Here is a 19,703-nt window from a genome sequence, read left to right as displayed (position 1 = left end):
ATCGAGAGGGATGCACATGCTCGAGGTGAGCCAGCTTGCCCATGGCTTCGACCGCCAGCCTGCGCTATGGGAGATATCTCACTTGCAATGGCAGGGCCGCTCGTTGGTGCACTTGCGCGGTGATAATGGCAGCGGCAAGACGACATTACTGCGTCTGCTGGCGGGATTGGAGGCGCCCCGTCAAGGCAGCATACGCTGGACCTTGACGGGAGCGATGCCTGCCGCCTCGCCGCCTTGCCCAGGGCGCGTACTCTATCTGCATCAACAGCCCTATCTCTTCGATACCAGTGTCGCCGGCAATCTGCGCTATGTCGCTCGCTGGCATGGCTGGCGTGGAAACATGGCGCGTGACCGCGTGGCGGCGATGCTGGAACGCTGCGGCCTTGCAGCACATGCGACGCAGCGGGCCCGGTCGCTGTCCGGCGGTGAGCGCATGCGCCTGGCGTTGGCGCGTGCCTGGTTATTGTCGCCACGCGTGTTGCTGCTCGACGAGCCCACCGCCAGCCTCGATCGTCAGGCGATTGCCGATGTCAGTACATTGATTTCGTCGCTGCATGAGACGGGCTGTGCCATCGTGCTCAGTGCCCATCAACCTAGCGTGTTGACCGAGCGCTGCGACGAGTACTGGTGTCTCGAACAACGCTGCCTAAAGGTAAGTGCCTTCAAGCAGGCGGTGGCGGTGTGACGCGGTCATTGCCGTACACACTCGGCAGGTGACTCGGCGTGTACATAGAAGCCGAGTATGATGGTGGAAGTGATAGCCAGTGCGGGGGCGATAGGCATGCACGAAGATGAAGTGACCGCCGTGATTTTGGCGGGTGGAGAAGGGCGTCGCATGGGCGGCCGCGATAAAGGTTGGGAGTCGTTTGCGGGTGAGCCCTTGATCACGCACGTGGTGAATCGTTTGGCGCCTCAGGTTGGGCGTATCGTGATCAATGCCAATCGCAGCCACGAGCGTTATCGTGAGCTGGGATATCCGCTCATCAGCGACCGCGAGACAGGCTATCATGGGCCGCTCATGGGCATGTGGAGCGCGTTATGTGCCGTGGAGACGCCCTGGGCACTATTCGTGCCTTGCGATTCACCAGCGCTGCCAGCTGACCTGGTGACGCGTCTTCAGAATGGGCTCGGCGAGCAGCGTATCGCGGTTGCCCACGATGGTCAGCGGGCGCACCCGGTAGTGGCTTTGGTCGATACCGCGTTGCGCGATGATCTCGGCACGGCCCTGCGCGATGGCGAGCGCAAGATAGATCGTTGGTATGCGCGACACCCTTGGTGTCATGTCGATTTTTCCGATCAGCCCGAGGCATTCGCCAACCTCAACTCCCCCGATGATCGTGACGTTATGGAGCGGCGCTGGCGCTCTGATGGATCGTTTTGACCCGGTGGCTGCCTTCTCATGCGAGTTTCGGAGAGCCAAAGCGACTCGCTATCGCGTCAATGGCAGTCGCTCGGCATGCTTGTTGCCTCCTGTTACCCATTGAAGCTTCTCCCACAACGACATGGCATGAGGACGATGAAACGCGATGACGTTATCGCTTGACGCGCTAGACACGCCACTGCTGGGTATCGCCGCCTGGAGCGGGACCGGCAAGACGACGCTGCTCGAGGCACTTTTGCCCAGGCTAGCCGATGCGGGAATGCAAGTGGCCGTGATCAAGCATGCCCACCATGCCTTCGATATCGACCGCCCCGGCAAGGATAGCTACCGTCTGCGCCAGGCAGGCGCGACGCCGATGCTGGTGGCGTCGGGCAAGCGTTTTGCCTTGATGATGGAAACGCCCGAACGCGAAGAAGCCGATCTCGCGGCATTGATTCCCCATGTCTTGCCCTTGGCGCCGGATTTGATCCTGGTCGAAGGCTTCAAAGCCTGGCCCCTGCCCAAGCTGGAGTTGCATCGCCAGGCCTTGGAAAAGCCGCTGATGGCGGCCGATGACCCCTGGGTGCGAGCCGTGGCGACGCCCGACGATATCGCGCTGCCGGCCGGCGTCGAACGTTTGTCGATGGACGCTCATGACACCTTGATCGACTGGCTACAGGCCTGGCCGCAACGTTGGCCCGAGATGCGCCGTGGCCCCCGGGAGACGTCATGACTTTATCTTGTTTTGACTTGGGCGAGCGCATGCTCAGTGTCGACGAGACGCTCGAGGCCCTGGCGGCGATGACGCCGCCGCCGGTCGCCACGCATCGGGTCAGCCTGGCGGCGGCCGGCAATCGGATATTGGCGGTGGATGCGGTATCGCCGGTCAACGTGCCGCAGAATACCAATGCCGCGATGGATGGCATCGCGCTTGCGTGGCCCGACGATGCGCCGGCAGGCGACATGCTCGTGGATCTGGTCGGTGATGTCCTGGCGGGTACACGGTTGACGACATCGTTGGCGCTAGGCGAGGCGGTGAGAATCACCACTGGAGCGCCGCTGCCGGCCGGTGCGGATACCGTCGTCATGAGCGAGCAGCTCGCCGACATTGGCATCCCCAATCGCATACGTGTCGAACAACCCGAGCGGGTGCGGCGTGGGCAGAACGTACGCCAGGCCGGCGAAGACATTGCGTGCGGCCAGCGTGCGCTGGGTGCAGGGACGCGGTTGCGGCCGCAGCACTTGGGGTTGCTGGCCTCGCTGGGGCATGCGGAGATCGAGGTGTTTCGCCCGCTACGCGTGGCCGTGTTTTCCACCGGCGATGAAGTCACGGCGCCGGGCGAGTCGCTGCCGCCCGCCGGCATCTACGATACCAACCGCTTTTCGTTGCAGGGCCTGCTGAGCCGTTTAGGTTGCGAAGTCATCGATCTGGGCATCCTGCATGACGATCTGGACAGCATGCGGGTGTCCCTTGCGGCGGCGGCCCGCGAGGCGGATATGGTGGTGACCAGCGGGGGCGTGTCGGTCGGCCAGGCCGATTGGGTCAAGCCCGCGCTTACTGCTATCGGTGAGCTGGGGTTATGGCGGATCGCCATGCGTCCCGGAAGACCCTTGGCGTTCGGGCGTATCCATCAAGCGGAGGGCGTGACGGTGCCTTTCTTTGGACTGCCCGGCAATCCCGTGGCGGTCATGGTGACGTTCTTGCAGTTCGTTCAACCCATGTTACGGCGTATGCAGGGAGAGCACGACTGGCAACCGCTACGCCTCACAGCGCTGGCCGCCGAGCCATTGAAAAGCCGCGAAGGGCGTGTCGATTTCCATCGCGGCATCTATACCGGGGATGATGCTGGCCAGTTATGGGTGCGTACCACGGGCCGCCAGGGCTCGGGCATTCTTAGCTCGATGGTGGCGGCCAATTGCCTTATCGAAATCGGTGACGGACGTGCCGCCGTCGAGGCGGGTACGCCGGTGACGATACAACCGTTCGGTGACCTGACATGAGTTTGACCCATCTCAATGCGCGTGGCGAAGCCCACATGGTGGATGTCGGCAATAAAGAAGAAACGCAGCGTGAGGCCGTGGCCAGCGGACGCATTGTCATGCGCCCGGAAACGTTGGCATTGCTGGCCGAGGGCGGCCTGCCCAAGGGCGATGTATTGGCCACGGCGCGCCTCGCCGGCATTCAGGCCGCCAAGCGCACGCATGAATTGATTCCCTTGTGTCATGCGTTGTTGCTGTCCAAGGTGAGTGTCGATTTTCGTCTCGACGAAGCGGCTTCCTGCGTGCACGTGGAGTCACGCTGCCGTCTGGCGGGCCGCACCGGTGTGGAAATGGAGGCGCTGACCGCGGTCTCGGTTGCGTGCCTGACCCTTTACGATATGTGCAAGGCGGTCGACAAGGACATGACGGTCGAAGGCGTGCGTCTGGAACACAAGACGGGCGGCAAGTCTGGTGATTGGCATCGCGACTCAGAGGACGTAGCCGCGACGCGTGAAGTGGCCGAACCCCCCTCCCTCGATAGCGCCGCCATACGCGTCAAGTTTCTCGCCGAATTGCGCGAGCGGCTGGATGTTGAAGAGGTGGAAGTGCCGCTCGCATCGCTGAAAAGCCACGATGTCGCGAGTCTCAAGGCCGCGCTTGAGGCACAGGACCCTCGCTTCGCGGCCTTGTCCGCCGCGCGCATTCTATGTGCCGTCAACCATGCCATGGCGCATGAAGAAACGCCGCTCTCCGCTGGGGATGAAGTGGCGTTTTTTCCGCCGGTCACCGGTGGGTGAGGAGGCAATCATGATCGATGTACGTGTGCAGTCTCCGGTCTTCGATGTGGGCGAGGAGCAACGTCAATTGCTGGCGGGGCGCCACGATATCGGTGCCGTGGTGACCTTCACTGGCCTGGTGCGCGATTTCAATGAGCGCCCGGACGTGCAGGCCCTGTCGCTGGAGCATTATCCCGGCATGACCGAAGCGGCGCTGCGAGACATTGCCGAGCAAGCGACGAAGCGCTGGCCGCTCGATGGGATACGCATCGTGCATCGTGTCGGCCGCTTGTCGCCAAGTGACCCCATCGTCATGGTCATGGTCGCGAGTGCCCATCGCCGCGCGGCATTCGATGCGTGCGATTTTCTTATGGACTACCTCAAGACACGTGCGCCATTCTGGAAGAAAGAACACACTGCAAGCGGGACGTATTGGGTCTCGGCGCGTGAAAGTGATGCGCGAGACGCGGACCGTTGGGAGGAAGCATGACCGAGCTGATCGACAACTTTCAGCGCCAGATTCGCTATGTGCGTATCTCGGTGACGGATCGCTGTGACTTTCGCTGCGTCTACTGCATGAGCGAGGACATGACGTTTCTGCCGCGTGCACAGATATTGACGCTCGAGGAGATAGAGCAGGTGGCGCGTGCGTTCGTCGAACTGGGCGTGGAAAAGATTCGCTTGACCGGCGGTGAGCCACTGGTGCGACGTGGCATCGACGATCTGGTGTCGCGTGTCGGCGCGCTGCCGGGCCTCAAGGACTTCGCCATGACCACCAATGGTGCGGGGTTGGTCAAGCATGCCAAGGCACTGCGGGAAGGCGGTATGCAGCGTCTCAATATCAGCATTGATTCACTCGACCCCGAGCGCTTCCGCAGCTTGACGCGCACCGGCAATCTCGAGCATGTCATTGCCGGTATTCGTGCCGCGCGGGATGCCGGGTTCGAGCGTATCAAGCTCAATGCCGTCGTGCTTAAAGGGCGTAACGACGATGAAGTTCTCGATTTGGTCGACTTCGCGCGCCGAGAAGGCGTGGATATCAGCTTCATCGAGGAAATGCCGCTGGGTGACGTATCCGATCATTCGCGTGAAGAAACCTTTTATTCCAGCGATGACGTTCACGCGGCCATCGCATCGCGTTATGCGCTGTTGCCGACTACCGAGAATACCTTGGGGCCATCGCGTTATTTCCGGATGCCGGATAGCGATTCACGCATCGGTTTTATTTCGCCGCACAGCCATAATTTCTGCGATACCTGCAACCGGGTGAGGGTTACGGTCGAAGGGCGCTTGTTACTGTGTCTCGGCAACGAGCATTCGGTCGATCTGCGCGAGGTTTTACGACGTTATCCAGGTGATATGGAGCGTCTCAAGCAGCGCATCATCGAGGCCATGCCACTGAAACCCGAGCGCCATCATTTCCGCACGGATGGTGATGTGGATATCGTGCGCTTCATGAATATGACGGGCGGATAATGTTTTGTGTGTGCTCTTTATTCACGGTAGCGTGATGCGTCTCCTGACCATAAAGATATAAGGTTCGGCTTGGGTTGAGGACATTATTTTCTTGCTAAACCAAGTTCGAGTCATATACTTTTCAGAAACGCCAAGGCGTTATGCTGCAGGTTGGTTATTTTAAATGGAGGAGGCGAATGTCCACTGATACTCTGGAGCGCATTGCGCGAAATAAAAACGTGGCTCGCGCTGCCGCGCGACAGCTCAGCATGGAGCAGCTCCACAAGCTGTCGGAAGTCATCGGTGAAGTGATCGAACAGAAGCAGCAGGAAGATCATAAGCGCCAAGCTGAAGAAGCCGATAAAGAACGTAAGTTGGCGGAAATTCGTGAAGCGATGAGCGATGCCGGCCTTTCTCTGGACGACTTGATGTCCGAACAGCCGCGCAAGCGTCGGGGGCGTCCGCCGAAGAAAGATAAGCAACGCAAGCAGTAAGCGACATGCTTAAACGATCAAAACGGACCTTCGGGTCCGTTTTTTCATATGGGGTCAAAAGTCGATCGGCGAGGTCTCTTCTGCAGCCATGATATGCAGATGGACGTCGGGAAGATGTCGAAGGTGCTGATTGAGCCAATGCATCAAGGGAGCGTGTAGTTGTTGGCGTAATGTGGCGATGGTGTCCGCCTCGTGGATGGTTAATTGATCGTCGAGCCAATCGGCGAGAGCGGTATCGTCCAATGCCAGGTCGTGGCTCGTATCCCACAATAAGCGCCCCACGCGTGCCCATCCTGACGCCTGTCGAACGACCGGAAGCGTCAAGCTCAAGATGCCGCTACGGCGATGCATGCTCGACATGGCGGGCGCGCGCAGCCCTTCTAGAGGATGAATGCGATTCTGGGTGACGATATGCGGCGTCAGCGAGTGGCGTGCTATGCAGTTCAGGCCCTCGTTATCGAAGCGCAGCATATCGCCGTTTCGTGGAATCCAGGGCACCTCGATACCCAGCGATTCCGCCAGAGTGCGATGCGCTTGTTGGTGCTGGAATTCGCCATGCACGGGCAGCAAGCGCCGGGGAGCGAGCCAGCCATAAAAGCGCTGCAATTCGTCCTGTGCGGGATGCCCCGAGGCATGCAGCTCGGGATGATTGCGTTCATCGTAAAGGGTGACGTGGGCGCGCTTGAGTCCGGCCTGTAACCGCTCGATTAGCAATTCGTTACCCGGGATCGCCTTGGCCGAGAAAATGACGCTGTCGCCAGGCTGGAGTTCGAAATCGGCGTGCTGTCCCTGGGCCAGGCGAGACAGTGCGGAGCGTGGTTCTCCCTGGCTGCCGGTGGCAATGACCAGCACCTCTTCGGGCGGCAAATAGCCAAGGTCGCGAACGGGCACCAGGGAGGGGAAGTCCTCGAGATAGCCAAGGCCTCGGGCGACATTCACCATGCGCTCCATCGAACGTCCCATGAGGCTGACGCGTCGTCCGCATGCCTTGGCGGCACGGCCCAGTGCCAGGATGCGCGCCAGGTTGCTGGCAAAGCAGCTGACGATCACGCGGCCGGGGCAAGCGCCGATCGTTGTTTCAAGCGCGCGCGCGACGTCGCCTTCGCTGCGTGAGTGTCCGGAGACGGGGGCATTGGTGGAATCGCCGACGACGAGATCGATAGGTGCCAGTGCCTGGAATCGCTGCGGGCATACGGGATCACCGATCAAGGGCTCAGGATCGAGCTTCCAGTCGCCGGTGTGCAGGATGCGGTGATCGGGTGTCGCCAATAGCAGGGCACAGCTTTCGGGAATCGAGTGCGGCAGCGGCAAAAAGCGTACATCGAAAGGGCCGCTTTGCATGGCTTCATCGGGCGTGATGACGTGAATCGCCTCGGTGGGTAGTTGCTGCTCGGCGAAGCGCAGGCGCAGCAAGCCGGCGGCCAGTGGTGTCGCATGGATGGGACATTGCCAACGTGGCCACAGCCAGGCAATCGCGCCGATGTGATCTTCATGCCCATGCGTGACGAAGATTGCCTGAGGCACGATACCCTGAGAAGGCAAGAGATCGACATTGGGGACTTGCAAGGGCGCCTGTGGGAGGTCCTGGCGAATCATCATGCCGCAGTCGACCACGATCCAGTGATCAAGGTGCCCGTAAAGGGTGAAATTCATGCCGATTTCACCGCAGCCGCCGAGGGGCAGTATCTGAAGAGGAGGTTTGCGGCGGGCGCGTATCTGGATGCGTGGTTGGGACATCGTTATCCCTTAACGTGAAGATGCCCATTACTATACGGGATGCCCCGGCGCGGCCACAATCGAGGCTTCTCGTCATGATCGAATTCGCTACAATAGCCGCCCTTTGGTGAGAGGCGCTTCTTTCATAGAGCGCGCCGATCACCGCCTCATTTCAGGATTGATGGTAGCGCGCATGTCCCATTCGTATCGTCTTATCGTCTCGTGCCCCGATCGCGTGGGCATCGTTTCTCGCGTATCCAGTTACATCGCTGGCCACGGCGGCTGGATCACCGAGGCCAATCAGCACTCGGACTTGGCCACCGGACGCTTTTTCATGCGCTACGAAATCAAGGCTGAGTCGTTGCCGCTGAGTATCGATGCGATGCGCGACGACTTTACCGCCATTGCCAGTGAGTTCTCGATGGATTGGGCGCTGAGCGATACCGCAAAACCCAAGCGCGTTGTCCTGATGGCTTCGCGTGCGTCGCATTGCTTGGTCGATCTGCTGTACCGCTGGACTGCGGGTGAGCTCGATTGCGAGATCCCCTGCGTGATCTCCAATCATGAATCGTTGCGTGCGCTGGTCGAATGGCATGGCATTCCTTTTCACCATGTGCCGGTCGATGCGGACGACAAGGCGGCGGCATTCGCTCGGGTCGAGGCGCTGGTCGAAGAGGCCCGGGCGGACACGGTGGTGCTGGCGCGCTATATGCAGATTCTGCCGCCTAACCTGTGCCAGCGATATGCCGGACGGATCATCAATATCCACCACAGTTTTCTGCCCTCCTTCGCGGGCGCCAAGCCTTATCACCAGGCCTACGCGCGGGGCGTCAAGCTGATCGGCGCGACGTGTCACTATGTCACCGAAGAGCTCGACGCGGGGCCCATCATCGAGCAGGACATACAGCGCGTGACGCACTGCCATACCGCCGAGGACCTGGTGCGTCTGGGGCGTGACGTCGAAAAAGCCGTGCTGGCGCGGGGATTACGTTGGCATTTGCAGGACCGGGTCTTGATCCATGGCAACAAGACGGTCGTCTTTGCCTGAAGGGAATCAGTCGAAGAGTGTCATCTGCCGTTGTTGCGCTTCGGGCGTCAGTCGCACGCCAACCCCCAGCAGGCGCACGGGGCGCTCACCGCGGGCCCAGGCACCGTCCAGCAAGGCCTGAAAGCGTGCCGCGAGCGCCTCGCGGCCCGTGGTTTCAAGGGTCGTGCTGCTGAAATCATTGAAGCGAACCTTGACGAACAGCTTTTGAATGGCCGGCGTGCCGTGCCGTGTCAGACGCGCCATCAAGCGCTCAATGAGCGGCGTGAGTGCGTCATGGCAGCTGGCCAAGTCGGGCAGGTCGCGGTGATAAGTCGTCTCCACGCTGACGGATTTGCGTTCACGCTCGATCTGGACCGGGCGTTCGTCGATGCCACGCGCCAGCTCGAATAGCCGACGTCCGAACTTGCCGAAGCGCTCGACCAGAGATTCGAGTGGCCATTCGCGGAGGTCGCGGCAGGTAACGATCTGCAATGCCTCGAGCTTGGCCGCCGTCGCTGGGCCGACGCCGTGCAACTGCTTGACGGGTAAGGCGAGGAGAAAAGACTCGACTTCATCCGGCGCGATCACGCATAGCCCATCCGGCTTATCCCAGTCGCTTGCCAGCTTGGCGAGAAACTTGCTGGGTGCCGCGCCCACCGAGATGATGATCCCCGTGCGTGCCAGCGCCTCCTGTTTGAGCCATTTGGCCATCCAGGTCGCGCTCCCCTGAAAGCGTGTGACCTCGCTGACATCCAGATACGCCTCGTCGAGGGACAGTGGCTCCACCAGTGACGTCAGCTCATGGAACAGTGCCTGGATGCGAGCCGAGACGGCACGGTATTTTTCGAAGTCCGGGGAGAGTCGCGTTAGATGCGGGCACAGGCGCATGGCACGCGCCATGGGCATCGCTGAATGGATGCCGAAGGCGCGCGCGGGATAATTGCAGGTGGCGACAACGCCGCGCGTCTCAGGGCTACCGCCGATCGCCAGGGGGATGTCGCGTAACGCTGGATCGTCGCGCATTTCCACGGCGGCATAAAAGCAGTCGCAATCGGCGTGAAGGATCTTGCGCATGATGAACGGCGTGTCGGCTTAGTGCAGGCCGTTACCGCCACCGCCACGAATCACGCCGACGCCGAGGCCTTCGATCTCGAGATCCTGGTGGCGTAGGTCGACCTCGATGGGTGAAAAATCCTCGTTTTCGGCGAGCAGCCAGACATGATGGCCTTGACGCTTGAAGCGCTTGACGGTGACATCGTCTTCCAGGCGGGCGACGACGATCTGGCCGTCGCGAATCTGCTGGGTGCGATGTACGGCGAGCAGGTCGCCATCGAGAATGCCGGCATTCTTCATCGAGAGCCCGCGGACACGCAGCAGGTAGTCGGCGCGGGGTGTGAAGTAGTCCGGTGCGAGAGGGCAGTGCCGGTCAATGTGCGCTGCGGCAAGAATTGGGCTGCCGGCGGCGACCTCACCGACGACCGGTAAGCCATCGCCGTTGGCCAAGGCGGTGTCGTCTTCTCCAGTGAGGCGGATGCCGCGCGAAGTGCCGGGGATCATGCGAATGACCCCCTTGCGGTCGAGCGCGCGAAGATGCTCCTCGGCGGCGTTTGGCGAGCGAAAGCCCAAGGCCCGGGCAATTTCTGCGCGCGTCGGCGGGTAGCCAAGCTCATTCATGGTCTTGACGATAAAATCGAAGACATGTTGCTGGCGCGAAGTTAACGAGCGGGACATGGGGCCTCCGGCAGGCGCTGACGTGTTCAAGCATACAGTATGTGATTGTATCCAGTCTTTGGCGCGGTGCAACCATTCGCGCAGTCATTCGCCCAGGGGCATGGTGTTTCAAACGTGGGAATTTGTCGTTATCGACGTCAAGGCTTAGAATCGAATTGTTTTAAACATTCGTTTATTCCACGCGGGGCGCCCCCATGGCTCAGACAGATACAGTGACGCGCATTCTCGATACCGCCGAGGTCCTGTTTGCCGAGCGGGGGTTCGCCGAGACCTCGCTACGTACCATCACCAGCAAAGCCAAGGTCAATCTGGCGGCGGTCAATTATCATTTCGGATCCAAGAAGGCGCTCATTCAGGCGGTCTTCGCGCGCTATCTCGATCCCTTCTCCGAGCGTTTTCACCAGGCTCTGGATGAACTCGAGGTGCAATATCGGGGCGAAGCCATTCCCCTCGAGGTGCTGTTGGAGACGCTGGCGCGTACGGTGTTGGAAGTCCCCGCCGAGCGCAATAGCCTCAAGGTGTTCATGCGTTTGCTGGGGCTGGCCTATACCCAAGCCCAGGGCCACTTGCGCCGTTACATTCAGGAGCACTATGGCAATGTGTTCTCACGCTTCAGCGATCTGGTGCGTCGTGCCACGCCGGAACTGCCCGAGGCGGAGCGCTTCTGGCGGTTACACTTCATGCTGGGCACAGTGATCTTCACGTTGTCGGGTCTCGATGCCTTGCGCGATATCGCCGACAAGGATTATCACGAGCATGTCAGCGTGCGCGACTTGATTCGGCGTCTGCGCCCGGTGGTCGTGGCCGGCATGCAGGCGCCATTACCCGATGATGCGCTCAAGGTGGCGGGATGATGCGAACGCCGCAACTCGCCGATCTGCCTCCCGAACACGGTGTCTGGCTGGAAATCGATCTTGGCGCGCAATCGCTGACGATCCGCGAAGGCGATGTGTGCCGCGAGACGTTCTCGATTTCCTCGGGGGAGAACGGTATCGGACAGCACGAGGGTAGCGGGCAGACGCCTGTAGGATGGCATTATGTGCGCGCGGCCATCGGCAATGGGTTGCCGGCCGGTAGCGTCTTTCGCGGGCGGCGCCCCTCCGGCGAGGTGTTTTCGCCCGAACTGGCACGTGTCCATCCCGAGCGGGATTGGATATTGACGCGTATCCTGTGGTTGTGTGGTCTGGAACGAGGTGTCAACCGCGGTGGCGATGTGGATAGTCAGCGCCGCTATATATACCTGCATGGCACACCCGCCGACCAGCCGATGGGAACGCCGGCCTCGCATGGCTGTATTCGGCTACGCGACGAGACGTTGCTGGCCGTGTTCGAGGCCGCGCCGGCCGGCACCCCGGTTTGGCTGCACGACTGAGAGGCTTGTTTACACAGGGGCTGCGCTCGACGTAGTGCGGCTCACCGCCTAGAATCCTTCCTCCATTTGCCAGGAGCGCGACGATGACCCAACCTCTCGGCCCGGTCATGCTGGACATCGAAGGTACTCAACTCAGCGACGACGAACGTCATCTTCTGGCTCGCTCCGAGATCGGTGGGGTGATCCTGTTCAAGCGCAATACGCAGGATGCCGAGCAAGTGCGCGCCTTGACCCGCGCGATTCGCGACGTGCGCCCTGACGTGCTGCTGGCGATCGACCAGGAAGGCGGGCGTGTCCAACGCCTGCAGGACGGCGTGACGCGGCTGCCGTCCATGGCGACGCTGGCTGCCGGGTATGCCGAGACCCCCGACGCGACTCGCACCTTGGTTCACGAAGCCGGCTGGCTGTTGGGCATGGAAATGGCGGCCTGCGGTTTCGATATTACCTTTGCCCCGGTGCTCGACGTCGATGACCAGCGCTCGCCGGCCATCGGCGATCGCAGCTTTTCCGCCGATCCCGAGGTCGTCACGGTGCTTGGTGAGGCTTTTATCGATGGGTTGCATGAGGCCGGCATGATCGCGGTGGGCAAGCACTTCCCAGGGCATGGCGGTGTCAGCCTCGACTCGCATCACGCATTGCCTGAGGACACGCGCTCATTATCGGCGTTGCGCGAGCATGATCTGGTGCCTTTCAAGACGCTCTCCGGCAAGTTGGATGCCGTGATGCCGGCGCATGTGGTGTATACCGCGTTCGACTCGCGCCCGGCGGGGTTTTCCCCTTCCTGGCTTGGCATGTTGCGCGAGGAACTGGCGTTCAAGGGCGTGGTGTTTTCCGATGACCTAAGCATGGCCGGCGCGCACGTGGCCGGGTCCCCCTCGGCGCGTGCCGAGGCCGCCTGGGCAGCGGGATGTGACATGGTACTGGTGTGTAACGATCGCCCGGCGGCGCTCGAGATCATCGACGCGGCGGCGGGGCATTCTTCCAAGCGTCTGGGCAAGTTGCGTTACGGTCGGGCCCGCCCTGAGCTTGAAACGCTGCCCGCGCTGGCGCGTTGGCGTCGAGCGCATGCGCGTCTCGAGGCACTCTCGGAAACGCCCACGCACTGACCCCGCCATTGGGTATCGGTGTAGTTACCTGTACTAGAAGGAAGGAACCTCGTGTTCGACTTTTTCTCTCCCGTGATGGATTGGATTCAAACCACCCTGGGCATGCCGCTGTGGGTGGCGGCGATTGGTTTGGTCATCGCCCTCACGCTGATCGTCGATTTGCTGAGCTGGGTCGTCTTCTGGCGTCTTGGACCGTTATTGGAGAAAACCAACAACCGCTGGGACGATATCCTGATTCAGGCGCTGCGGCGGCCGCTTCGCATCTGGCTCTGGGTGATGGGGGCATTGCTTTGCCTGACCGTCATTCGTTATCACTGGGAAATCGATTGGGTGGCGGGGCACCTGTCCCAGGCGCGTGCCGTCATTTCGCTGTGCTTGCTGGCCTGGGCAGGCCTCAGGGCCGTGAAACTGCTCGAAAAACGCCTGGTGTTTCCGCCAGGCGGGCATCGTGCCAAGCCCATGGACGCCGATACGGCATCGGCCGTGGCCAAGATATTGGGCGCGGTCGTCGTGGTTGTCATCGGCTTGCTGATTCTTTCAAGTTTGGGTGTCTCACCCTCGGGGGTGGCCGCCTTCGGTGGCGCTGGCGGTCTGATGATCGGCTTCGCTGCGCGGGACATGCTGGCCAATTTCTTCGGTGGGCTGGTGATTCATCTGGACAAGCCGTTTCGTGTCGGCGACTGGGTTAAATCCCCCGAGCGCGAGATAGAAGGGGTCGTGGAAGATATCGGCTGGCGTCTGACGCGCATCCGCACTTTCGACTCGCGTCCGCTCTACATTCCTAATTCCGCCTTCAGCAGCTTGGTGCTCGAGAATCCCTCGCGGATGTTCAATCGCCGTTTGTACGAGACCATCCGACTACGTTATACCGATATCGAGCGCGTCACGGGGGTCGTCAAGGCGATTCGCTCGATGCTCGATGCGCATGATGACGTGGATACCAATGAGCAAATCCTGGTGTACTTTCAGAGCTATGGCGAACATGCGCTAGAGTTGATCGTATACGCGTTTGCCAAGACCACTGACTGGGCCGAATTTCAGACGATGAAGCAGGACATTTTGCTGCGTGTCTACGATATCGTGCGCGAGCATGACGCGCGCCTGGCGTTACCGGCTTCCGAATTGCATATTGCCGGTCCGGTAGCGATCACCGACGAGATGAGCGGCGATAACGCGCAGGACGCCGCCGAGAACGTCGAGAACGTCGAAAACAACGAAAACGCCGACAACGATCAGAACGCGACATCCGGCGCTACCCATTCGCGGGCGGCGCCCGACCGCGAGGCCCCCTATACGTCGTCTCGCCAGCGTTCGCGCAATGCCGGACGAGGCGAAGTGAATGACGCTTCCCAGGATCACGATCAGGAATCCGATGCCTAACCAACCTACTTCCGTGTGCCAGGAATCACTGGCGACCATGCGCGATGTCATGGCGCATGCCGATTGCCTCATTTCGCAGCAGGAAGTCGAGCGCGCGCTCGACCGTATGGCCGACGAGATCACTCACGATCTGGGCGACACATTGCCGGTTTTTTACTGCGTGATGAACGGCGGGCTGATCACCACGGGGCATCTGCTGACGCGGCTCGGCTTCCCGCTGGAAGTGGATTATCTACATGCGACACGCTATCGCGGCGGTATGCGCGGAGGCGAGCTGTTCTGGCGCGTCTCGCCCGAGATTCCCATGGCCGGTCGCCATGTGGTGATCGTCGACGACATTCTCGACGAAGGCACGACGCTGGCGGCGATTCTGGATTATTGTCGTCAGGCGGGCGCGGCGAGTATTTCGACAGCGGTACTGGTCGACAAGCGTCACGACCGCAAGGCAGTGCCGGGTCTCCAGGCGGATTATTGCAGCCTTGAGGTCGTCGACCGCTATGTATTCGGCTTCGGTATGGACTACAAGGGCTACTGGCGCAATGCGCCGGGAATCTTCGCGCCGCGCGGTATGTGAGCGTGCGTTCTGCCACAATGAAGCCGTACGCATGAACAGCTAGCTTGCAGCGTCTTTTCGCAGCAGAAGGTGAGGGGTGGTGATGACGGAATCCGAGGTGATCTTCGAGGAACGGCCGACGCGTGATGGTGGGTATATCGGCGTCGTCACGCTGAATGCGCCCGGCAGTCTCAACGCCTTGTCACTGACGATGATCACCTCGCTGCATGCCAAGCTCGACGCCTGGGCGGATGACATATCGGTGCATGCGGTATGGCTGCAAGGCGCGGGCGACAAGGCCTTTTGTGCGGGCGGCGATGTGGTCGCCTTGTATCGCGCCATGACGAAGTCGCCCGGAGACGAGGGAGAGGCCGCTCAGGCTTATTTCGGGGCCGAGTATCGTCTCGATCATTTCCTGCATCACTATCCCAAGCCTCTTGTCGTCTGGGGCGATGGCGTCGCCATGGGGGGCGGTCTGGGGCTATTGGTTGCCGCCGATCATCGTATCGTGACCGATACCAGCCGCCTAGCAATGCCGGAAATCAGCATCGGCCTATACCCCGATGTTGGGGCCAGTTGGTTTTTCCAGCGTATGCCTCGCGGCGTGGGGCTTTATTTGGGCGTGACCGGCGCCCAGCTCAATGCGCGCGATGCTCTTGAGCTGGGACTGGCGGATCGCGTCATCGCCAGTGAGGCGCGTCAAGACGTGCTGAAGGCCCTGGAAAATGCCGATTATCGCCATCCCCAGCAGGCGGTCAGAGAGGTCTTGCGTGGTTTCGAGAACCGCACGCTGGCACCGGAGGCCGAGGTCATGCCGCGTCTGGATCATTTGCAGACCTTGAGCGATGGGGCGGATATCACGCAGGTCGTACGTCGTATCCTCGATGACCCTCGTGAGGACGCTTGGCTAGCCGCCAATCGTGCGCGTCTGGCGGCGGGTTGCCCCGCCACGGTGCACTTGGTGTGGCGCATGCTGTGTCGGCACCGGCATGGTAGCTTGGCGGAGACGTTTCGCGATGAGTTGATGCTGTCGGTGCAATGTTGTCGGCATACGGAGCTCGCCGAGGGCATCCGTGCGCTGTTGATCGACAAGGACCGGGCGCCGCAATGGGCGTATACGGAGGTCGCCAACGTGCCAGCGAACTACATCGATGGCTTTTTCATGCCGCTTTGGGATGCCGAGACGCATCCACTTGCCGATCTATGAGCCCGTTCAACGCGGGCTGAAACGCCGTGTCAGGCTGGTCTCGGCGATCATGCGTGTGGAAATTTCCTCGATGGAAAAGCGTGTGGTGTCGATATAGGGGATATGGTAGCGACGAAATAGTGCCTCGGCTTGCTGCAGTTCCTGCATGCATTGATCCATCGAGCAATACCGACTGTTGGGGCGACGTTCGCTGCGAATCGCCGCGAGTCGGCGAGGGTCGATGGTCAAGGCGAATAGTTTGTGACGATAAGGCGCCAACGCCTTGGGCATGCTCAGCGTACCGTCTTCATCCAAATCATCCTCGGTCAGGGGATAGTTGGCGGCTTGAATGCCGAATTGCAGGGCCAGATAGAGCGAGGTCGGCGTCTTGCCGCAACGTGAGACGCCGACCAGGATGACATCGGCCTGGTCGTATTGATGCGTGCGTGCGCCATCGTCGTTGTCGAGCGCGAAGTGCACGGCATCGATGCGATGCATGTAAATGTCATCGCGGCCAATAGCGTGGGTGCGTCCCACCGTATACGTGGAATGGGTCGCCAGCTCTTCTTCGAGCGGGGCCAGGAACGTCGAAAAGATATCTACCTTGAAGCCTGGTGCGGCGGCGATGATGTCGCGGATCGCCTGATCGACGATGGTATCGATCACGATGGGGCGGGCGCCGTCACGGTCGGCGGTCTGGGCGATGATGGCCGCCAGGGTGTGGGCTTTTTCCAGCGTATCGATATAGGGCTTGACCACCAGATTGAGCTCGACGCCCTCGAATTGGGCGAGCAGGCTGCGACCCAGCGTTTCTGCGGTGATGCCGGTACCATCGGAGATGAAGTAAGCGGTGCGGGGCATGGCGATGTCCGAACGTGGCGAAAATGTCGTGCCTATTCTCTGGTTCCTTTCTGACAAGCGCAAATAGGCGTTCGTCGCGCTCGGCAAGGCGACTACAAGAATCCTCGAAAATGCCACGTTGTTGTAAAAATACTCCAACCCCTTCGCTATTAGACCAATGGCGAATAGCAAGCCCCCTTGATAGGGTACGAGCATCCGCCGCGCCCCGCGCGGTACTGGCTGTGACGACGTCGTCATCGCGACCGTCCTGACTCGAGGGGGTTCTCTTGGAAGAGTATATCGTTTGGTTCGATCAGCTTGGCATGAATGATGTTGAGCGGGTGGGCGGTAAAAACGCGTCACTCGGGGAAATGATCTCCAACCTGGCGGGTGCCGGTGTCACTGTGCCCGGCGGATTTGCTACCACCGCCGTCGCTTATCGCGAATTCCTCGCGCACGAGGGACTCAACGAACGTATCAACGAAGCGTTGGCGCGTCTGGATGTCGACGATGTCACGGCCCTGGCGGATACAGGGGCGCAGATCCGTCAGTGGGTCATCGATACGCCATTGCCACCGGCTTTCGAGCGGGTCTTGGCCGAGGCGTATGGCCAGCTTCAGGACAAGCATCCGCATCTCAAGGCGGCGGTACGCTCCTCCGCGACGGCTGAGGATCTACCCGATGCGTCGTTTGCGGGGCAGCAGGAAACCTTCCTCAATATCGAGGGCTTCGACAACGTCAAACGTGCCGTTCACGAAGTCTTCGCGTCACTGTTCAACGACCGTGCCATTGCCTACCGCGTGCATCGAGGTTATCCGCACGAGAACGTGGCGCTTTCCGCCGGTGTGCAGAAGATGGTCCGTTCCGAAACGGCAGCCAGCGGCGTGATGTTCACGCTCGATACCGAATCCGGTTATCGCGATGCCGTTTTCGTGACGGGCTCCTGGGGACTGGGCGAGACGGTCGTTCAGGGCGCAGTCAACCCGGATGAGTTCTATGTCCACAAGCCGACGCTAGCGGCAGGGCGTCCGGCGGTGCTGCGGCGGACACTGGGCTCCAAGCTGATCAAGATGGTCTACGGGGAAGAAAGCGCCGCTGGCCGTTCGGTGAAGACCGTCGATGTACCGCACGCCGACCGTCAGCGTTTTTGTCTCGGCGATGATGAGGTCATGGCGTTGGCCCGGCAAGCGGTGACCATCGAGGAGCACTATGGACGCCCGATGGATATCGAATGGGCGCGCGATGGCGACGATGGCAAGCTGTACATCGTGCAGGCACGTCCTGAAACCGTGGTGTCCAACGTGGAAGGCGGCAAGCTCGAGCGTTTTCAGCTCAAGGAAAAAAGCCGCGTACTGGTGGATGGCCGCGCCATCGGCCAGCGCATCGGCCAGGGCGCGGTCAAGATCGTGGCCAGTCCCGAACAGATGGACAAGGTACACGATGGCGATGTGCTGGTGACCGACATGACCGACCCCGACTGGGAGCCGATCATGAAGCGCGCCTCCGCGATCGTCACCAACCGGGGCGGGCGTACGTGCCATGCGGCCATTATCGCGCGCGAATTGGGCATTCCCGCCGTGGTGGGTTGTGGCGACGCGACCCAGGCGCTTGCCGATGGCCGTGAAGTGACCGTGTCCTGCGCCGAGGGTGACACCGGCCATGTCTACGATGGCTTGCTCGATTACGACTGTCAGACGACGACGGTCGATAATATGCCGGAGCTGCCTTTCCATATCATGATGAACGTCGGCAATCCCGACCGGGCTTTTGGCTTTTCTAGCTTGCCCAATGCGGGGGTCGGGTTGGCACGCCTGGAGTTCATCATCAACCGCATGATCGGCGTGCATCCCAAGGCATTGATCGATTACGCCACGCTGCCCGCCGACCTGCAGCAGACCATCGACCTGCGGACCGCGGGATACGACGACCCGGTCAGCTTTTACGTCGACCGCTTGGTGGAGGGTATTTCCACGCTGGCAGCGGCGTTCTATCCCAAGCGCGTCATCGTGCGACTCTCCGATTTCAAGTCCAACGAATACGAGAACCTCATCGGTGGCAAGCTCTACGAGCCCGGTGAAGAGAACCCGATGCTCGGGTTCCGTGGCGCTTCGCGCTACATCTCCGAAACATTCCGGCCGTGCTTCGAGCTGGAGTGCCGCGCTCTGAAGCGGGTTCGCGATGTCATGGGCCTCGATAACGTCGAGATCATGGTGCCTTTCGTGAGAACGCCGGACGAAGGGCGTGAAGTCGTCTCCCTGATGGAAGCCAATGGGCTCAAGCGGGGCGCCTCTTCATCTCCTCAGGGCCAGGGCCTCAAGGTCATCATGATGTGCGAGCTGCCGGCCAATGCGCTCTTGGCTGATGAGTTCCTGGAGCATTTCGATGGTTTCTCCATCGGCTCCAATGACCTGACTCAGTTGACGCTGGGGCTGGATCGCGATTCAGGCATCGTGGCGCACCTCTTCGACGAGCGTAATCCGGCGGTCAAGAAACTGTTGTCCATGGCCATCCAGGCGTGCCGGGCACAGGGCAAGTATGTCGGTATCTGCGGTCAGGGACCGTCGGATCACCCCGAGCTTGCTAAATGGCTGATGGAGCAGGGCATCGATTCCGTGTCATTGAACCCCGACGCGGTACTCGAAACTTGGTTCATGCTGGCGGGTGAAAAGGTCGGCGGCTGAAACGGTCCATACGGAAGCAGGAAAGGGCGCGCCGACTGTGGCGCGC

Annotated in this window: 20 protein-coding genes; 16 read left to right on the top strand and 4 right to left on the bottom strand. The window is 60.9% G+C overall.

The genetic code is table 11. The features are described from left to right. The first annotated feature begins 16 nt into the window (after nt 1-16). The 8 genes from OP494_RS04090 (at nt 17) to OP494_RS04055 (ending at nt 6,065) form a co-directional block, all read left to right on the top strand. A complete protein-coding gene (locus OP494_RS04090; protein WP_280539450.1) occupies nt 17-685 on the top strand; it encodes an ATP-binding cassette domain-containing protein in 669 nt (222 codons plus the stop codon). 96 nt (nt 686-781) lie between these two features. Next, on the top strand, nt 782-1,381 hold the full coding sequence (mobA, locus tag OP494_RS04085; protein ID WP_280539449.1) for a molybdenum cofactor guanylyltransferase MobA: 600 nt from the start codon (nt 782-784) through the stop codon (nt 1,379-1,381). A 145-nt stretch (nt 1,382-1,526) separates the two neighbouring features. Continuing rightward, a complete protein-coding gene (gene mobB / locus OP494_RS04080; RefSeq protein WP_280539447.1) occupies nt 1,527-2,093 on the top strand; it encodes a molybdopterin-guanine dinucleotide biosynthesis protein B in 567 nt (188 codons plus the stop codon). After that, on the top strand, nt 2,090-3,361 hold the full coding sequence (gene glp, locus OP494_RS04075) for a gephyrin-like molybdotransferase Glp (RefSeq protein ID WP_280539446.1): 1,272 nt from the start codon (nt 2,090-2,092) through the stop codon (nt 3,359-3,361). The genes mobB and glp overlap by 4 nt, the downstream gene beginning before the upstream one ends. Then, nucleotides 3,358-4,137 carry a cyclic pyranopterin monophosphate synthase MoaC gene (moaC, locus tag OP494_RS04070; protein ID WP_280539445.1) on the top strand — a complete coding sequence of 260 codons (780 nt, stop codon included), beginning with the start codon at nt 3,358-3,360 and terminating at the stop codon, nt 4,135-4,137. Before glp ends, moaC begins: the two co-directional genes overlap by 4 nt. A 10-nt stretch (nt 4,138-4,147) precedes the next feature. Beyond that, nucleotides 4,148-4,606: a molybdopterin synthase catalytic subunit MoaE gene (gene moaE, locus OP494_RS04065; protein ID WP_280539444.1), complete on the top strand. Its 459-nt coding sequence runs from the start codon at nt 4,148-4,150 to the stop codon at nt 4,604-4,606. Continuing rightward, the gene (moaA, locus tag OP494_RS04060; protein ID WP_247621271.1) at nt 4,603-5,592 is read left to right on the top strand and encodes a GTP 3',8-cyclase MoaA; all 990 of its coding nucleotides are present in this window, start codon (nt 4,603-4,605) and stop codon (nt 5,590-5,592) included. The genes moaE and moaA overlap by 4 nt, the downstream gene beginning before the upstream one ends. Nucleotides 5,593-5,768: 176 nt before the next feature. Further along, on the top strand, nt 5,769-6,065 hold the full coding sequence (locus OP494_RS04055) for a hypothetical protein (protein WP_280539442.1): 297 nt from the start codon (nt 5,769-5,771) through the stop codon (nt 6,063-6,065). Between the two features lie 54 nt (nt 6,066-6,119). Here OP494_RS04055 and OP494_RS04050 read toward each other — a convergent pair whose 3' ends face one another. Continuing rightward, nucleotides 6,120-7,802, bottom strand: a complete 1,683-nt coding sequence (locus OP494_RS04050; protein WP_280539441.1) for a ribonuclease J — start codon at nt 7,800-7,802, stop codon at nt 6,120-6,122. A 172-nt stretch (nt 7,803-7,974) separates the two neighbouring features. Between OP494_RS04050 and purU the strand changes: the two genes are divergently transcribed. Then, nucleotides 7,975-8,829 carry a formyltetrahydrofolate deformylase gene (gene purU / locus OP494_RS04045; RefSeq protein WP_280539440.1) on the top strand — a complete coding sequence of 285 codons (855 nt, stop codon included), beginning with the start codon at nt 7,975-7,977 and terminating at the stop codon, nt 8,827-8,829. A gap of 6 nt (nt 8,830-8,835) precedes the next feature. Here the strand turns inward: purU and dinB are convergent, their stop codons facing one another. Next, entirely contained in the window at nt 8,836-9,882 is a 1,047-nt protein-coding gene (gene dinB, locus OP494_RS04040) for a DNA polymerase IV (protein ID WP_280539439.1), read from the bottom strand. 18 nt (nt 9,883-9,900) lie between these two features. Next, nucleotides 9,901-10,539 (bottom strand): transcriptional repressor LexA, encoded by a 639-nt coding sequence (gene lexA, locus OP494_RS04035; RefSeq protein WP_280539436.1) that lies wholly within the window; start codon nt 10,537-10,539, stop codon nt 9,901-9,903. A gap of 194 nt (nt 10,540-10,733) precedes the next feature. On the opposite strand from lexA, the gene OP494_RS04030 reads away from it, so the two are divergent. The 6 genes from OP494_RS04030 (at nt 10,734) to OP494_RS04005 (ending at nt 16,157) form a co-directional block, all read left to right on the top strand. Continuing rightward, on the top strand, nt 10,734-11,393 hold the full coding sequence (locus tag OP494_RS04030; protein ID WP_178997371.1) for a TetR/AcrR family transcriptional regulator: 660 nt from the start codon (nt 10,734-10,736) through the stop codon (nt 11,391-11,393). After that, on the top strand, nt 11,393-11,911 hold the full coding sequence (locus OP494_RS04025) for a L,D-transpeptidase (protein ID WP_280539613.1): 519 nt from the start codon (nt 11,393-11,395) through the stop codon (nt 11,909-11,911). Before OP494_RS04030 ends, OP494_RS04025 begins: the two co-directional genes overlap by 1 nt. A gap of 83 nt (nt 11,912-11,994) precedes the next feature. Next, nucleotides 11,995-13,017 carry a beta-N-acetylhexosaminidase gene (gene nagZ / locus OP494_RS04020; RefSeq protein WP_280539435.1) on the top strand — a complete coding sequence of 341 codons (1,023 nt, stop codon included), beginning with the start codon at nt 11,995-11,997 and terminating at the stop codon, nt 13,015-13,017. A 51-nt stretch (nt 13,018-13,068) separates the two neighbouring features. After that, on the top strand, nt 13,069-14,397 hold the full coding sequence (locus tag OP494_RS04015) for a mechanosensitive ion channel family protein (RefSeq protein WP_280539434.1): 1,329 nt from the start codon (nt 13,069-13,071) through the stop codon (nt 14,395-14,397). Beyond that, the gene (locus tag OP494_RS04010) at nt 14,390-14,971 is read left to right on the top strand and encodes a hypoxanthine-guanine phosphoribosyltransferase (RefSeq protein WP_280539432.1); all 582 of its coding nucleotides are present in this window, start codon (nt 14,390-14,392) and stop codon (nt 14,969-14,971) included. Before OP494_RS04015 ends, OP494_RS04010 begins: the two co-directional genes overlap by 8 nt. Before the next feature lie 82 nt (nt 14,972-15,053). Next, nucleotides 15,054-16,157 carry an enoyl-CoA hydratase/isomerase family protein gene (locus OP494_RS04005; RefSeq protein ID WP_280539431.1) on the top strand — a complete coding sequence of 368 codons (1,104 nt, stop codon included), beginning with the start codon at nt 15,054-15,056 and terminating at the stop codon, nt 16,155-16,157. Nucleotides 16,158-16,163: 6 nt separating this feature from the next. Here OP494_RS04005 and OP494_RS04000 read toward each other — a convergent pair whose 3' ends face one another. Next, complete coding sequence (locus tag OP494_RS04000) at nt 16,164-16,997, bottom strand: pyruvate, water dikinase regulatory protein (protein ID WP_280539429.1); 834 nt, start codon at nt 16,995-16,997, stop codon at nt 16,164-16,166. Between the two features lie 266 nt (nt 16,998-17,263). Between OP494_RS04000 and ppsA the strand changes: the two genes are divergently transcribed. Next, complete coding sequence (gene ppsA, locus OP494_RS03995; RefSeq protein ID WP_280539428.1) at nt 17,264-19,657, top strand: phosphoenolpyruvate synthase; 2,394 nt, start codon at nt 17,264-17,266, stop codon at nt 19,655-19,657. Nucleotides 19,658-19,703: the final 46 nt, after the last annotated feature.

Origin of the sequence: Chromohalobacter sp. 11-W, from assembly GCF_029889905.1 — a bacterium.
Classification (GTDB): Bacteria; Pseudomonadota; Gammaproteobacteria; order Pseudomonadales; family Halomonadaceae; genus Chromohalobacter.
This window is presented reverse-complemented; position numbering and strand designations above follow the sequence as displayed.

Bases quoted from the DNA above. Each gene is read 5' to 3' on its own strand.
- OP494_RS04025 (WP_280539613.1), top strand. From the start codon at position 11,393: ATGCGAACGCCGCAACTCGCCGATCTGCCTCCCGAACACGGTGTCTGG.
- OP494_RS04000 (WP_280539429.1), bottom strand. From the start codon at position 16,997: ATGCCCCGCACCGCTTACTTCATCTCCGATGGTACCGGCATCACCGCA.
- nagZ (WP_280539435.1), top strand. From the start codon at position 11,995: ATGACCCAACCTCTCGGCCCGGTCATGCTGGACATCGAAGGTACTCAA.
- moaA (WP_247621271.1), top strand. From the start codon at position 4,603: ATGACCGAGCTGATCGACAACTTTCAGCGCCAGATTCGCTATGTGCGT.
- mobB (WP_280539447.1), top strand. From the start codon at position 1,527: ATGACGTTATCGCTTGACGCGCTAGACACGCCACTGCTGGGTATCGCC.
- lexA (WP_280539436.1), bottom strand. From the start codon at position 10,539: ATGTCCCGCTCGTTAACTTCGCGCCAGCAACATGTCTTCGATTTTATC.
- OP494_RS04030 (WP_178997371.1), top strand. From the start codon at position 10,734: ATGGCTCAGACAGATACAGTGACGCGCATTCTCGATACCGCCGAGGTC.
- moaE (WP_280539444.1), top strand. From the start codon at position 4,148: ATGATCGATGTACGTGTGCAGTCTCCGGTCTTCGATGTGGGCGAGGAG.
- OP494_RS04090 (WP_280539450.1), top strand. From the start codon at position 17: ATGCTCGAGGTGAGCCAGCTTGCCCATGGCTTCGACCGCCAGCCTGCG.
- moaC (WP_280539445.1), top strand. From the start codon at position 3,358: ATGAGTTTGACCCATCTCAATGCGCGTGGCGAAGCCCACATGGTGGAT.
- OP494_RS04010 (WP_280539432.1), top strand. From the start codon at position 14,390: ATGCCTAACCAACCTACTTCCGTGTGCCAGGAATCACTGGCGACCATG.
- dinB (WP_280539439.1), bottom strand. From the start codon at position 9,882: ATGCGCAAGATCCTTCACGCCGATTGCGACTGCTTTTATGCCGCCGTG.
- purU (WP_280539440.1), top strand. From the start codon at position 7,975: ATGTCCCATTCGTATCGTCTTATCGTCTCGTGCCCCGATCGCGTGGGC.
- OP494_RS04005 (WP_280539431.1), top strand. From the start codon at position 15,054: ATGACGGAATCCGAGGTGATCTTCGAGGAACGGCCGACGCGTGATGGT.
- mobA (WP_280539449.1), top strand. From the start codon at position 782: ATGCACGAAGATGAAGTGACCGCCGTGATTTTGGCGGGTGGAGAAGGG.
- OP494_RS04055 (WP_280539442.1), top strand. From the start codon at position 5,769: ATGTCCACTGATACTCTGGAGCGCATTGCGCGAAATAAAAACGTGGCT.
- OP494_RS04050 (WP_280539441.1), bottom strand. From the start codon at position 7,802: ATGTCCCAACCACGCATCCAGATACGCGCCCGCCGCAAACCTCCTCTT.
- glp (WP_280539446.1), top strand. From the start codon at position 2,090: ATGACTTTATCTTGTTTTGACTTGGGCGAGCGCATGCTCAGTGTCGAC.